The sequence below is a fragment of the Christensenella tenuis genome, from assembly GCF_014287795.1.
GTDB classification, from domain to species: Bacteria; Bacillota; Clostridia; order Christensenellales; family Christensenellaceae; genus Christensenella; species Christensenella tenuis.
On sequence record NZ_JACOON010000004.1, the window covers coordinates 340,894 to 355,221 of the forward strand.

The 14,328-nt window shown below is 51.5% G+C and carries 16 protein-coding genes; 12 read left to right on the top strand and 4 right to left on the bottom strand.

The window, feature by feature from the left end:
• Position 1 precedes the first annotated feature (1 nt).
• Together H8S18_RS09400 and H8S18_RS14845 are read left to right on the top strand one after the other, a co-directional pair.
• A complete protein-coding gene (locus tag H8S18_RS09400) occupies positions 2–688 on the top strand; it encodes a response regulator (RefSeq protein WP_186858050.1) in 687 nt (228 codons plus the stop codon).
• Positions 681–812, top strand: a complete 132-nt coding sequence (locus H8S18_RS14845; RefSeq protein WP_279288457.1) for a hypothetical protein — start codon at positions 681–683, stop codon at positions 810–812. Before H8S18_RS09400 ends, H8S18_RS14845 begins: the two co-directional genes overlap by 8 nt.
• Positions 813–897: 85 nt before the next feature.
• Here H8S18_RS14845 and H8S18_RS09405 read toward each other — a convergent pair whose 3' ends face one another.
• Both H8S18_RS09405 and H8S18_RS09410 read right to left on the bottom strand, forming a co-directional pair.
• Entirely contained in the window at positions 898–1,413 is a 516-nt protein-coding gene (locus tag H8S18_RS09405; protein ID WP_186858051.1) for an O-acetyl-ADP-ribose deacetylase, read from the bottom strand.
• A gap of 1 nt (position 1,414) precedes the next feature.
• Positions 1,415–2,014 carry a 4Fe-4S binding protein gene (locus H8S18_RS09410; protein ID WP_186858052.1) on the bottom strand — a complete coding sequence of 200 codons (600 nt, stop codon included), beginning with the start codon at positions 2,012–2,014 and terminating at the stop codon, positions 1,415–1,417.
• Between the two features lie 215 nt (positions 2,015–2,229).
• Between H8S18_RS09410 and fabV the strand changes: the two genes are divergently transcribed.
• The 4 genes from fabV (at position 2,230) to H8S18_RS09430 (ending at position 7,817) form a co-directional block, all read left to right on the top strand.
• The gene (gene fabV, locus H8S18_RS09415; RefSeq protein ID WP_186858053.1) at positions 2,230–3,399 is read left to right on the top strand and encodes an enoyl-ACP reductase FabV; all 1,170 of its coding nucleotides are present in this window, start codon (positions 2,230–2,232) and stop codon (positions 3,397–3,399) included.
• A gap of 167 nt (positions 3,400–3,566) precedes the next feature.
• Positions 3,567–5,942, top strand: a complete 2,376-nt coding sequence (locus tag H8S18_RS09420) for a hypothetical protein (RefSeq protein WP_186858054.1) — start codon at positions 3,567–3,569, stop codon at positions 5,940–5,942.
• Positions 5,943–5,944: 2 nt separating this feature from the next.
• Entirely contained in the window at positions 5,945–6,637 is a 693-nt protein-coding gene (locus H8S18_RS09425; protein ID WP_186858055.1) for a hypothetical protein, read from the top strand.
• A 52-nt stretch (positions 6,638–6,689) separates the two neighbouring features.
• Complete coding sequence (locus H8S18_RS09430) at positions 6,690–7,817, top strand: hypothetical protein (protein ID WP_186858056.1); 1,128 nt, start codon at positions 6,690–6,692, stop codon at positions 7,815–7,817.
• Here H8S18_RS09430 and H8S18_RS09435 read toward each other — a convergent pair.
• Positions 7,814–8,485 carry a hypothetical protein gene (locus H8S18_RS09435; RefSeq protein WP_186858057.1) on the bottom strand — a complete coding sequence of 224 codons (672 nt, stop codon included), beginning with the start codon at positions 8,483–8,485 and terminating at the stop codon, positions 7,814–7,816. The two genes, H8S18_RS09430 and H8S18_RS09435, sit on opposite strands and share 4 nt — an antisense overlap.
• Positions 8,486–8,750: 265 nt before the next feature.
• On the opposite strand from H8S18_RS09435, the gene H8S18_RS09440 reads away from it, so the two are divergent.
• The 3 genes from H8S18_RS09440 (at position 8,751) to H8S18_RS09450 (ending at position 10,275) form a co-directional block, all read left to right on the top strand.
• Positions 8,751–9,212 carry a hypothetical protein gene (locus H8S18_RS09440; RefSeq protein ID WP_186858058.1) on the top strand — a complete coding sequence of 154 codons (462 nt, stop codon included), beginning with the start codon at positions 8,751–8,753 and terminating at the stop codon, positions 9,210–9,212.
• Positions 9,213–9,225: 13 nt separating this feature from the next.
• Positions 9,226–9,696 (top strand): hypothetical protein, encoded by a 471-nt coding sequence (locus tag H8S18_RS09445; RefSeq protein WP_186858059.1) that lies wholly within the window; start codon positions 9,226–9,228, stop codon positions 9,694–9,696.
• 99 nt (positions 9,697–9,795) lie between these two features.
• On the top strand, positions 9,796–10,275 hold the full coding sequence (locus tag H8S18_RS09450) for a hypothetical protein (protein WP_186858060.1): 480 nt from the start codon (positions 9,796–9,798) through the stop codon (positions 10,273–10,275).
• A 160-nt stretch (positions 10,276–10,435) separates the two neighbouring features.
• On the opposite strand, the gene H8S18_RS09455 is transcribed toward H8S18_RS09450, so the two are convergent.
• Entirely contained in the window at positions 10,436–11,302 is an 867-nt protein-coding gene (locus H8S18_RS09455) for a hypothetical protein (protein ID WP_186858061.1), read from the bottom strand.
• Positions 11,303–11,489: 187 nt separating this feature from the next.
• Between H8S18_RS09455 and H8S18_RS09460 the strand changes: the two genes are divergently transcribed.
• The 3 genes from H8S18_RS09460 to H8S18_RS09470 all read left to right on the top strand — a co-directional run bounded on the left by H8S18_RS09460 (position 11,490) and on the right by H8S18_RS09470 (position 14,135).
• Entirely contained in the window at positions 11,490–12,143 is a 654-nt protein-coding gene (locus tag H8S18_RS09460) for an HAD family hydrolase (protein ID WP_186858062.1), read from the top strand.
• Positions 12,144–12,193: 50 nt separating this feature from the next.
• Positions 12,194–12,604 carry a hypothetical protein gene (locus H8S18_RS09465; protein ID WP_186858063.1) on the top strand — a complete coding sequence of 137 codons (411 nt, stop codon included), beginning with the start codon at positions 12,194–12,196 and terminating at the stop codon, positions 12,602–12,604.
• A gap of 757 nt (positions 12,605–13,361) precedes the next feature.
• Complete coding sequence (locus H8S18_RS09470) at positions 13,362–14,135, top strand: DeoR/GlpR family DNA-binding transcription regulator (protein WP_186858064.1); 774 nt, start codon at positions 13,362–13,364, stop codon at positions 14,133–14,135.
• Positions 14,136–14,328 lie beyond the last annotated feature (193 nt).

Below are 14,328 nucleotides of genomic sequence, written 5' to 3' on the forward strand. Positions count from 1 at the left end.
AATGGAAGATACGCGTATTTTGATTATTGAAGACGACCAAACGATACTCAATTTTTTGAGTATTTCTCTTAAAACGAACGGATACCGTTTTGAAACGGCGAAGACCGGGCTTGACGGCATTTCCCTTGCGCTTGCCAATAACCCGGACGTCATTCTGCTCGACCTCGGGCTGCCGGATATCGACGGGCTGGAGGTGCTGAGGCAGGTGCGCCAGGCGTCGGACGTACCCGTCATCGTGGTGTCGGCGCGCGGACAGGAACGGGAGAAGGTGGAAGCGCTCGACGCGGGCGCGGACGACTATATCACAAAGCCCTTCAGCATCGGCGAGCTTCTCGCCCGGGTGCGGGTGGCGCTCAGGAAACGCGCGCCGCGTCCAGCGGCAAAAGAAACCTTTGAACTGGACGGGCTGGTGATCGACTTTGAAAAGCGCAGGGTCATGGTAGACGGAAAAGATGTACACTTGACGCCCATTGAATATAAACTGCTTACCCTGCTGGTGGAAAACAGGGGAAAAGTGCTGACGCACAGCTTCATCAACAAACAGGTGTGGGGATATGAGTATACGGAGGATTCCCAATCGCTGCGCGTATTCATGGCGAACATCCGCCGCAAAATCGAAAAAGACACCGCGAAACCGCGCTATATTACGACGGAAGTCGGCGTGGGCTACCGTTTTGCGGATGAATAAGGCATGGAGCCTGAAAACCGCTGCGGCTGCCAGCAGGGTTGCCCGCCGGGCGGGGGCGCAGAAAGAGCGGGTGGACGGCATGGGTGCCTATCCGACGGAATACCTGCCAAAGCAGCTTCAGTAAGCAAAAGGAAAAGACTTTCGCAAAAAGGCCGCAGATTTGTCCATGATGGATGAACCGGCGCCCTTTTTACGCCTGTCCTGTTTTATCAGAGGGCGGCCCTATATTCCGAAAACGCTCTTTCATAAGCCGTTTTCGTGCGTTCGTCAAAACACACCATCATAACGTCCATATCCGGGTGCTCCCGCAGGAAGCCGCACACCGTTTCCGTGGCGATGCGCGCCGCGCGCTCCAGCGGAAAGCGGTAGATGCCCGTGCTGATGGAGGGGAAAGCGACGGTTTTCGCGCCGTTTTCCGCCGCGAGATGCAGGCTGCTTCGGTAGCTGCCCGCGAGCAGCTCGTCCTCGCCCGCGTTTCCGCCCCGCCAGACCGGGCCGGGCGTATGGATGACATAGTCCGCGGGCAGGCGGTAGCCCTTCGTGATCTTGGCTTTGCCGGTTTCGCAGCCGTGGAGCGTGCGGCATTCGCGGAGCAGCTCCGGACCGGCCGCGCGGTGGACCGCCCCGTCCACGCCGCCCCCGCCAAGCAGCGAGGTATTCGCTGCGTTGACGATCGCATCCACATGCTGCTGCGTGATGTCTCCCAAAATGATTCTATAGCCCATATTAACGCCTCCTGATTGCTTCCGTGGGGCAGTTTTCCGCACACAATCCGCAGTGCAGGCAGTTTTCCTGCCGGATCGTATACGGATCGCCCGCGTCGATGCACTGCTGCGGGCACAGCCCGGCGCAGACGCCGCATGAGATACACGCATCCGTGACCTCATAGCCTTTTTTATGCCCTGCGGGATGGCCAAGGAAAAATGTTTCCCGGTAAATGGGCGTCTTAGAGAGGTTGAAATATTCGCCCTGCCCTTCATACAGGCAGAATACCTCGAGAATATTCCTGCTGTCCCCCGGATAAACTCCGTTCATGGATGGATTCGCCTCAAAAATAGGCGTGAGCATCTCCTGCGGAACCTGTTTCACCTTGCCGCGCAGAGTCAGCATTTCCCAGTTTTTTGTCAGCCCCGTCACAGAGACAAACCACTGTTCCGTGAGTTGGCTGTAAAATTCCTTGCCGCGCGCCGTGAGGAAATACAGGCCGTCCTCGTCTGCAAGCATCACGTCAATGATACGCGTTGCCGGCCTCCCGTCCCCGTCCAGTGTCGCAAACGTGCAGTCCTTTATTTCCCGCATCATTTGCAGGTATTCTTTTGTTTCCATCTGCCGCCGCCCCCTTTCTTTACAGGAAAGATAACACAATTTGCCGCATATATTCAACCGTGAAAGATTATTTGCTGAAAAAAAAAACGCCCTGTGGTAAAATATTACGGGAAAGGGCGGGCATTTTGCCTGCCTGGGCATGGCATACCCGCCTTCGGTGCAGGCTTCCGGTTGGCACAGGCGGCGGGAAATCATAATAAAGGAGAACGTTTTTTATGATCGTTGAACCGAAGGTAAGAGGATTTATCTGCACCACGGCGCATCCTGTGGGATGCAGGGAAAACGTGCGGCAGCAAATAGAATATGTGAAAAGCCAGCCGAAGACGGACGGTCCGGGGCGGGTGCTCGTGATCGGCAGTTCCACCGGTTATGGACTCTCGTCGCGTATCGACCTTGCGTTTTCATCCGGCGCCGCAACCATCGGCGTGATGTTCGAGCGCCCGGCAAGCGGCAAACGCACGGCTTCCGCGGGATGGTATAACACTGCCGCGTTCGAGGAATTCGCGCATGCGGACGGGCTGTATGCAAAGACCATCAACGGCGACGCTTTTTCGCGCGAGGTCAAGGAACAGGCGGCGGAACTGATCGCAAAGGACTTAGAGCAGGTGGATATGGTAGTATACAGCCTCGCGTCCCCGCGCCGCACCCTTGCAGACGGGACGACGGTCTCTTCCGCGCTTAAGACCACGGACAGCGATTATACAAATAAAACCATCGACCTTGCAACGCGCAGAATTACGGAAGTGACGGTTACACCCGCGACAGAGCAGGAGATCGCGGATACGGTGAAGGTTATGGGCGGGGAAGACTGGAAAGAATGGATTTCCCTGCTGTCCGAAAGGGGGCTGCTCGCGCCGGACGCGGTGACGCTCGCGTATTCCTATATCGGGCCGGAGCTCACGCATCCGATGTATATGGACGGTTCGATCGGCCGGGCAAAAGAGCATTTGTTCCGCACCTCGCAGGAGATCACCCAGGAGATCCCGGGCGTTACGGCTTATATTTCCGTCAATAAGGCGCTGGTCACGCAGTCGTCCGCGGCGATTCCGATTGTGCCACTTTATATCTCCATCCTGTACCATGTGATGAAAGAAAAGGGGACACATGAGGGCTGCATAGAGCAGATGCACCGCCTGTATGCGGAAAAGCTGCCCGCGCTTAAGACGGATGAGCGCGGTATGCTGCGCCTTGACGATTGGGAGATGGAGCCGGATGTGCAGGAGGCTGTGCTTCGTTCCTGGAACGAGATCACCGACGGGAACCTTGAACAGCTTGCTGATGTGGACGGCTATTGGGAGGATTTTTACCAGATGTTCGGTTTCCATATGAAAGGTGTGGACTACGCAGCGGACGTGGAAACGGACGTACCTGTCGAAAGCATTTAAACCCCCGGAATGCTGCTGCTGTTGCAGTGGAAAAGGGCGGGAAGACGTCGTGTAGGCGTCATGTAAAAGGCGTGAAATTTATGGTAATATAATAGTGTGGGAAAAAGGAAGTTCGGGAAGCCGAGCTTCTTTTTTGTTGCCGAAAAATAAAAGTATGGAGGAGAAAGATGAGGAAAAACAGGAGAAGAAAAGAAGAGGAAGCGTATGAACGGCTGATGAAACAGCAGGAGAAATTAAAGAAAAACCAGGCGGTGCAAAAAACAGAAGGATCGCAGAAGTATGTGGCGGCGGGGAACAAAAGCGCATATGAAGCGGGCCAAAACAGCGTGGGTTCCGGGCGGCAGGGATGGATCCGGGAAAAAAACGGAGGGATAAGGCTCCAGCCGCGGAAAACAAAAGAGCGGAACACGGGTGCGGGAAGCAGCGGGAAGCGGCCTACGGGAAGCCCGGGAAATTCGAGCGGAGTTTTGCGAAAGGGAAAAGGGAGCGAAGGGAACTACGTAAGGACGTGGGTGAATACGGCAAGGCCGGGCGGAGGCACGGAAATCTGGAAACAGGTGGCGCTGAATCCGGGAGAGACGGCGGCAGATTATTACGAGAAGAAACGGAAGGAGCGGGAAGCGGACAGGCAGGAGACGGACGCGGCGCTGCGGCGGGCGCTGGAGGAGACGCAGGAAGAACTGCGGGAGCAGCGGCTGGGCGTGGCAGAGGGATTTGGGAGGAAGAAGCGGTATAACCAAAACTATGAAGACCTGTTCGGGCTGCCGGAGGAAGGAGACTTCCGAAGCCGTGTGGAGAGAACGCGCGGCTGGGATAAGCTGAACGGGAGCGAGCAGTATGACAGAATGGTGTATATACAGGAGGAGCTTGCGAGGCGGAAAAAAGAGAGGGAAAAAGGAGCGGAAATAGGGTATAATACGATCAACGGGAGAAATAAACAGCCGGGAGAATGGAACGGACAGTGGGGCATAGAGGGCGTTAAGCAGCCGGGACGGGAAGCGTATCTCATGCCGGATATAAAAAGGCCGGAGGAACTATGGAACAAACCAGCCTGGTTTGGAAAGGCGGACGGAACGGAGCGGCAGACGAACCCTATGAAACCGGCGTGGAATGAGCCGTATAGCATCGAAAGGCCGGAGAAAAATTCGGAGGGCGAATGGAATGGGCTTGACTGGCGCGGGCGGCTGAACGCGGTTGGCAGGATAGAGAGACCGAAGCGGCAGGAGGCGGCGAATCAGCCGACAACCGGCAGAGCGGGCGCGGAATTTCTGGCGGCAGATGTGAATGAGGCGCGGGCGGATGGTCTGAACAGGACGAATTTCCAGACGTCCGGCTTGCGGCAGGCAAATCCGGCTGCCCAGACGGTTTCCGCTTCCGGTGTATGGACAGAACTGCCGGAGGCATTCGATTCGTATGACGACCTTAAGAAGCTGGCGCCGGACGGCGTTTTGGCAGGACTGATGAGCGCGGGCCTCACAGAGGACGCGTGGAACAGTATGACGCCGGAAGAACAAGCGGCGGTTCTCGCGCCGTGGGCGGAGGGCGGCCCGGGCCGGGAAGAATTGACGCCGGGGGCACAGGAGGTTGTGACCGAAATTGAAAACACAATGACGGAAATTATGAATGATGAGGAGAAGCGCGGGCAAGTGCTCGGCGGGCTTGGAGCAGCGGCGAATATCGCGGACATAGTAGGAGCGTTCGGCGGGCCGTTGACGGACGCGGCCAGCCAGAAAGCAGCGGAAAGAATCGTGCAGGAGGCATTGAAAGACACGGAGTTTGACGGCGAGCTTTCGCCGGAGCAGCTACGGGATATTTCACAGGGCATAAACGCGTTTTTTGACATCCGCGTGGACGAGGACGGCATCTGGCATTCGACAGGCGATGGAATCGCCCACCGGGAGGGCGGATATGCGCCGGTGATGGACGAGGTGGCGGAGAACATACTGGGCTTCGACCTGAATTCGGGCACGGTGGATTTTAAAATTACTGAGGGGGATGATACCCGTGAATACCAACTGCGCGGCTGGGGAGGCAGCTACGGCGACCTGTTGGGCGGGGAGTTCGGCATCTATGAGAAAAATAGTGACGGTGAATGGGTAGAGTCGAGCGACGACCGCTTCAACGTGGAGCTGACGCTGGAGGACAAGGAGGGACACAAGCTGTTCAGCTATGGGCAGAAGGATGCGAAGTTCTGGCAATACGCGGCGATGCACCCGGAGGACATGCCCGAATTGATGGTACAGGAGGGCTACGCGAAAAACGAGGAGGAAGCGCGCGCGATTGTGGACAAGCTGAACGCGGGCGACATCGTGGTGCGGGGGCACATTATTGGAAATGCGGGAGATGAGGACTATTTTCAGGCGATGGAAGATGGAATCCGCGCGCAGAACGCGGAGAAAGCTAAGGGGTCATTCTGGAGCCCGCTCGGTTATATGATGACGGAGGCGGAGCAGATCAAAACATCCGGGCGGGGGCGTACGGATGACGACAGGCCGTACATCGACATCAGCCTGAATTCACCGTGGTACAGGGGAGGAAACTGAAAATGAAAAAGATTTTAGCGGCAGTGACAGCAGGAGCGCTTTGCATGGCGCTCGTGGGGTGCGGAGGAATCTTTCTTACAAAAAGCGATAAGGAAAAATTCTATGTTACGGACCCGAGCCTGCATGTATTGGAGGATATGGACGAGTTTGGAGTATATGAGGATGGCAAGGCCATCCTCACGGCGGAAGAAATGGAAAATGGAGGAAGAGGATTTAATTTCAACAATCCTTATTCCGAATATTTTGAAGGAACGTTTGGAGGAAGCTATACAGGAGAACCGTATGATTTCCGGGGGAGGAATATTACGACGAAGCGGGGGATCGGCATCGGGAGCACGATGGAGGACGTGATAGAGGCATACCCGGACATCGCATGTATGGTTGTACCAGATAAGACAAAATCAACACCAGATAATGCACCATATATTTTTGATATTTCTCCCGCACAGGTGGAATACAGGATTCGTGACTATGAGAGAGAAAGCCCATTTTTTAAAATAGAGCGGTATGAAACAAAGGACGGAGAATTGTTGAGCAGCGCGGGTTACTACGACTATATTTATGATAACGATTTATCACGATATTATGTTTACGATCATGAGGAGGAATATTTTAAATCTCATTATACGATCAGTTTTGTGGTAGAAGATGGAACCATAACCGAGCTTACCATAGCAGTCATTTTATATGAATAGACGGACTTAAAATTTCCCAAAAGATAGATAGCGATTTATTAAGCGCGCGATTGTGGACAAGCTGAACGCGGGAGAAAGAAATGGCGTGCTGCCCGGCCGGACGGGGAAGCAGTTTACACGAGGGCAGATCGGTGGGAACGCGGAGAAGTACGGCACTGCGGGAGCGCTCTTTGAAGCGAAGGAGAGAATCGGGGAAGGAGCAAGCCCGGAAACAATCCGCGGCACCCTGACGAGCCATCCGGAAGTGACCGTGCCGAAGGGCCAGAACGCGGAAAGGCTGCGGATGTTCCAGACAGCCGGGAATCGGGATAGGACGGCAGAAAGGGAATCGCAGGAAGACAGCGGGCAAAAGTTGTTTTTCCCGGGCGGAAGGGAAGAAATGCTGGAATATCTGCGTGAGCACCCGGACGCAGCGCTGCCGAATGGAATGAGCGCGGAGAAGCTGAAAAATTTTGAAGAGAAGTATTTGGGTAATCAATTCTATATGGAGCCTCAAGGAGACGATAATGGTCTTATTTATAAAATAAAAGAGGGAGACAAGAAGCAGGTGGATTTTACCGGAAAAAGTTCGCCTGAAACAAACCGAATAGATGTCATTGAAGAGCATAACCGGGATGAAGGGAAAAAACTTCTGGAAGCACTAAATCATTCTTCCGGAGTTGACTTTCAGCCTCTCATTAATGTTGTCGATCAGTTTGATGAAGTGGATTGTGAAATACAAGAACCTTATGAGATTGATCTCGAAAGAAAGCAGAGGGAAGTGATAAGGGACAATCCGGCTAGGAAAACAGTTGATGAAATCAGCGATGTTTACTCGGGCGTTACCACGGTGCTTGACATTGCAGGCCTTATCAAGGATGCGGCAACAATGGGGGCTGACAACGCGTTTATAAAGGATCAGATGGGCGGAGGAATAGAAGGAATGGTGGGCAGCCTAATAGACCAAGCGGTTGCTGCTACGGATAAAACTTTATCCGGCTATGATACGGATGGGCATAAAATTGACAAAATCTACCGGCAGACGATAGAGGTGGCGGCAAAAAATAGTAAAAGTAGTAGTACAGGAGAGCATCATCAAGTCACATATGACTATCATATTGTAGACGGGATGGCAAGGATATTATCCGTAACCGTCGATGGAGAACCTGCTGCGGACTATTATAAATATAAAGAGAATTAGCTATAGTTATTTGCGGTGGGGGAAACAAAGCGGCTGTAGGCGTTGTCGTAGGTCAAAAGTTTATACAAAAAAACTCCAAAGAAGACAATGATAAAGAATTCCAAATAGCTACAATATGTATCTATTAAAAAGGCAGACGGAAATGCAAGTTTTGCATAATTTTTTGCGAGCCAAGTCAACTCCATGACCAAAAATACAGCGCAGGCAAGAACGAATACAACGAAGAGAAACCTAAGCAGATAGAAAGGGCATGCTTTTTTCCGGAGCCTGCGGAACAGGCAGACGGAAAAAAGCATGCAAGGAACTAAAATAAAAAGATAGACCACATTGAACCAAAAAGAAATCGTTTCCGGCTGATAGTAAGGGAGGGTAAATATTATTGCTTGCAAAAACAGCAGAAGAGCCGGAAGAAACGACAGCGTAAAAATACCGGATCCTGTTTTTTTATTGGGAACCAAAGCGTATGCAAAGAAGAAGAAAAACAAAGCGAATATGAGCAGGAAAGTTATGGTGAAAGGGAAACTTTCGCCAATGACGGGCGTTAAAATCCAGTACGGAGATTGGAGGGCGCGGCGGGAGTACCAAAGAAGCTGTATCAGGCAGAAAGCAAATGAGACCCAACACAAAATGGTCAATGGTTTTGTAGAATGTGATAAAGCGGCGCGCATAAATCTACCTCCTATAATAAAAATAGTATAACATAGATAAAAGATCAAAAAAAGGGACTAAAAGCATTGGGCAGGATATGGCACTCCCTACAGGAAGACGTGCAGATTTATATGAAACGGAAAGCGGATGGTTTTCAAAACTCAAGAAAACTGACATAACAGGCAGCTTTTTAAAAAATATAGGACAGAGCACGATAAACAAAACGCAGACCCGGAAAAAATTATTGATGTAACAGACAAATACCAGGAGATGATAGAAGGGTCGATGGACAATTTGCTTTGGCAGGCGGAAATGGTTGGATTTGGGCCATTTAAGGGGCCGTATTATCTAAAAGACGAGCCGCAAAAAATTGAAGACTTATGCGGCGGCCAAATTCCGCGGGATATTATGGAGGAGGCGAAACGGATCGGGGGCGAAGAAGGCGTTTCCTATCTCATGCAGCAGGGCTATGGATATTTCCGTGTAGAGGACAAAATCATGAATGCGGAAGAGCTTGGGAATTATTCATTGGGTGTGATCGCAACGAAGAAAGGGCATAGCAGACAAGAGGGATATAATGCCGCGAATGCGGACGCAGGGCTGCAATGGCTGAAAAATTTTGGAAAAGATAGTATAGGTTCAGCCAGCGGCGAAATCTATGACAAATATTTCCAGACAATGGGCATGAACGACGCGGATAAATGGAACCTCCAGCCGCGGCCAAATATGTTAAGCCATAAGCTATAAAAAGGAGAAAATAATGAGGGAGAGAGAATGGAGACAGAAGCTATATACCAAAAGAATGGCAGCGTTGCATATTGCAGCGCTTGCAGTCATTGTTTTTGCGATATGGATAGGATTTGGCCCATTAAATGATATTCCTTTTCTTATCTGTTCATGCGCAGGAAGCGGAGCGGCTGCCGTTTTAGCGATTGCATACATCAGAATATTACGGCTCGATGCGCTGGAGGCGTTAAAACCGGTTTGCGGCTTGCTTTTGGTACTGATTTTGGCATGCCCGATTCCCCATATGATACCAGAGACATGGCCGTATCATCCGCAGGTCTGGGTGCGCGGGACACGCGGACTTGCAAGCCTGATCGTGATTGGATTAGCGGTTTTTTATTTCATCAAAACGCGGAAGCAGGGACGGCACAAAGCGGGGATGGTTATATGCCTTGTTTTCGGGATATTGCTTTGCATAGCGTGCCTGACGACTACGGCATTCTAAAACGCTGAATGGTGGGGAAGTCAAATTCGGCATAGTATGAACGATGTAAACGAGTGGATAAAATAATCTAATGGACGAATCAGAATAAGGAGTTAAAGTATGGAACACAGCAGGGCAAGACAAATATGGTGGATCTCATTGGTCGCAACAGTAGTACTGGTGGCTGTTTATATGGGATTTTTTCTTGCTATGCTTGACAGTTATGATATCGTGCTAGGAATGGTATCTATGTTAAGCGCGGTTGCCGCGGCATGTACGGCCGTGATTGCAACGATCAGCTTTATACGATACAGAAAAATGAGAGGAATCGAGAAGATTAAGCCGATTTGTATTGCTCTGCTGGCTGTATGGGTCACTACTCCAGCGTTTATTACCCTTTTGCCGATTCCGGGAACTGAGCATATAGCAGGCGCAGCGGGATTGCTGGTTCTTATAACACTGGGAATATGGATTGGTGTCATTGCTTTATCTATTCTGTATTTAATACGCTCCCGGGGAAAAGAAACGGCAAAATATCCTATTGTTATTTGTCTTTTGCTCGTGGCGGCAGGGATTTTGGCTGTTCTGATAACGGTTTGAGAACAAAAAGGAACGCACTCAGAATGTAATAAACGAGGACGGATACGGGACGGTATAATAAACTGAACGATAACGCTGGGAGACGAAAAGCGGGCAGCCGTATACCAGGCTGCCCGCTTTTTTACATGGTTAAACGATCAGGGACTTTTTGCACCCGCCCTCAGCCGATCGCTTCATTAATCTGGTAAGATGCCCCCGTAAAATGTTTGCCTTCCTCCGTCATGGTTTCAGGGAAAGTAAACGTAAGCGTTGCGGTTCCACCGGGCGCAATCGTGCTTGTCAGAGAGGACATCTGCGCACAGATAATGCCGGAATCGTCCGCAAACAGGGCGGTCGCACTGACTTTCTGGCAGGCAAGTGGGGAAGAATTCGTAATTGTAAGCGTATATTCTGTCTCCGTGCTGCTTTCTTCTATGGTAAGCTCTTTTGAGATATCGGTGTACTGGTTCGCGTTCATCGTGACGGATACGTTTGCCGAAACAGCGGGCGGAAGGTCTCCGCTCCCTTTTTCCACAGGGACTACGATTTCCCCGCCCGGCGAGAACTGGTAAAAATCATACAGCTTCTCACCCTCCGGATAATTTACATGAACCGTTACCACAGGGATCGTGATATCATTGCCGTTCTGTACCTGAACGACCATATTGTTGCCGCTGATCATTGTAGTCTGGCAGACAATGCGGTCCGCATATTTTTGCAATGCGTTATTAATTTCCTGCTCGTCATATACGGCAGCGCCGTCTTCCTCCTTCAGGGCGTCCTTAGGGACGATTCCTTCGTCAACCAGTTCCTGCACCTGCTGCTGGTCGAGTGTGGAAGTCGCTTCTGCGGAGGGTTCCTCCGCCGGGGCCGCCGCTTCTTCGGACTGGCCTGCGGCCTCCGCCTGGCTTTCCGCTTCTCCAGCTGCGGCTTCGGCAGGCTCCGGGGTCCCCACGATTTCCATCTCCCCGATGCTGGGCACTGCGCAAGCTGTAATACCGAACGCCGTAACGAGCACAACGGCAGTCAGCATAACAAATTTTTTCATAATGGCTCCTATAACAATCTCAGCCGCAGAAATACGGGCTTCGGCTGGGGATCTTCTTTGTAATGCAATTATAACAGATACAGAAAATTTGTGTTACAATAGGAAGTGGATTTTACAAAATATTCACGAATTTGGCGCTGGAACGCCCTCCGGCCCCTGTGTTTAGGCAGAAAGGAAAGGGTTATACATGGTGTATGCTACGGTGATCTTTGATTTGGACGGAACGTTGCTCAACACGCTGGACGATCTTGCGGACAGCCTGAATTATGTGCTTGAAGAAAACGGCTTTCCTACCCACAGTGCGTGGGAGGTAAGAAGTTTTCTCGGCAGCGGGGTGAGGTTCCTCATCACGTCCGCACTCCCTAAAGGGGTGAGCGAGGTGGATGTGGAACGTTGCCTTTCTGAGTTCAAGGCGCGTTATGCACAGCATCTGCAGGATAAGACCCGCCCGTACGACGGGATTTTACCCCTGCTGGAGGCACTTTCCGGCTTGGGCGTGCGGACGGCAATCGTATCCAACAAATTCGACCAGGCGGTAAAACTCCTGAGTGGAAAATACTTTGGCGGCCTTGTAGAAAGCGCGGTGGGCGAAAGCGAAACGGTACGCAGGAAACCGTCTCCGGACGGCGTGCTCACGGCGATGCAGGAACTCTCTGGAAAGCCGGAGACCACTCTTTACGTGGGGGATTCCGAGATCGACGTCGAGACCGCAAAAAACGCGGGCATAAAATGTGCCGGCGTCACATGGGGATTCCGCGACAGGGACGTCCTTGCAGAGGCGCGTGCCGACTACATCATCGACCATCCGGAGGAATTGCTTGACATCGTAAAAAATAGATAAGCATTCCGCGCATTTTGGGGAGTCAAAACCAATATGCAAGGAGAATAAAAATGAAAAAGAAAGTATTGATGGTACTCGTATGCGTAGCGTTTGCGGCAGTTGCGGCGGTTGGATGCGCCCAGACAGCCACTCCGAGCGAAAGTCCGGCAGCGTCGGCTTCTGCGGATGGATCGGCGGTTCCTTCGCCGGAAAACGTGCCCCAGGATACCAAGGTATATGCAGACCGCCTGATGACGTATGAGACGGAGCTTGGCAACAACGTTCCGGACGAAGTCAAAGTCGGCAAGGAAGAGTTCATCGACCAGAGGCCGTATACGATGGCCACAACGGTTGAAAAGGGTGAAGACGGCCAGGAAACCGTAACCGGACATTTTGCGTTCGACCTCGAAACGGGCGATGTATACCAGTACAATACGGAAACAAAAGAACTGACACAGCTTTTCAATGTCACGACAGATTAAATGGGAGTGAAAAGAGCCGTTCCCTGGGAACTGGCTGAATGTGCCGAAAAAGCGCCCCGCATTTGCGCGGGGCGCTTTTTGGTTTTGATTGTATGGAACGGAGCGTGGGAGATATCAACCACCCGCTATGCGGGCGCGGGGAAAAAGGAATACATAAAACCGCCTTCCCGATAGCATAGGGATGCCCAAGCCTTTATGCTCATAGCTTTGTACACAAAATGTATGTGCAAATATCATATCGTGTCCTTTCCCGGGTGTAGGCGAAAAGAAATCTGCGGGAAATTATCAAACGGCTATTCGAATATAAAGGGGCAGAATCATTGGAAGGGCACTTGACGACAGGCCGCTAAGGGGGGCGGGCGGCAAAGGCAATAAAGGCTTGAACGCAAGTGAAACAGCGCCTTTAGATCACAGGTTTATAGCCCTTGTGTACCTCCTGTTTGCATGCACATGTTCCTTGAATCTCCAATCCAGGTTTTTTTGACAGCATGGATATTGACCGAAAAAAAGCTTGCCCGAAAAGCGCGCCGCCGCGCGGCCGGACATTTTTTCGAATATGCAGCGTTTTTTACTGCGCGCAGTGCAATAACAGCTTAGGAAAAAGCCGGTTGATTCCCCAAAATAAGGTCTTTTTAACAGCAAGGAAAGGTTTTAGTAAAATGATAAAGTGAAAATATATTTTCATATTGACATTTTATTTTTAAAACGGTATCATGGAATTGATACAAACAGGCCCGCGGGGAAAGAGTGCAAAGCCATGAATGGTGAACTGATACAGCTTCGGCAAAATGAAATTTATGAATATATCAAAGACCGCAACCTGACCACCATACAGGATATCAGCGAAGCGCTGCATATGTCGCAGTCCACGGTGAGGCGCGATTTGAAAAAGCTGGAAATGGAACAGAAGGTGGTTTCCTTCCACGGCGGCGTTTCGGCACAGGTGGGCGATGCGCCCTTTACGGAGCGGAAAGTACGCCACGCAAAGGAAAAAGAGGCGGTTGGGCGGCGCGCTGCCCTGCTCGTAGAGCCTGGGGACATGATTTATATTGGGGGCGGGTCTTCCGCGTATGCGTTTGCATCGGCGCTTTCGCGCAGGGCGGACCTTGAAAATGTAACGGTAGTGACCGCCGCGATGAACATTGCAAATTGTTTCACGGAGAATTCGTGTTTTCAGGTGATTGTGCCCGGCGGCGTTTTAAAAACATTCGATGAGAGTATGACTTCGCAGATGACGCTCGACGGCCTGTGCGCGTTCAACTTCAGAAAAGCGTTTCTCGGGGTTCAGGGGCTTACGGTGGAACGGGGCTATACGCTGCCCACCATCGGGCTTGCCGAGCTGAAAAAAACGGTAATCGCCCACACGGATCGGGTGATTCTGCTGTGCGATTATACAAAGCTTGGGAAGGTCGGGTCTTATAACATCTGCCCGGTTTCGCGGGTAAATACGGTTGTCACCGACCGGCAGGGCCGGGACGCAGGCGAACAGGAAGAGATCCGCAGTGCGGGAGTGGAATTTATTTTTGCGTGAAAAGGAATGAAAAGTCCTTTCAAATATGATTCAAATTTAAAGGAGAGACCAACATGAATGCAAAAGAAGCGGCACACCTGATCGATATCAGCGCGGTGAGGACACATCATACGATGTCGGATATCGAGGAGATCGTAGGCTATGCGAAGGAATACCAGTTTATTAACGTACACGTGCTTCCGAACTGGATGAA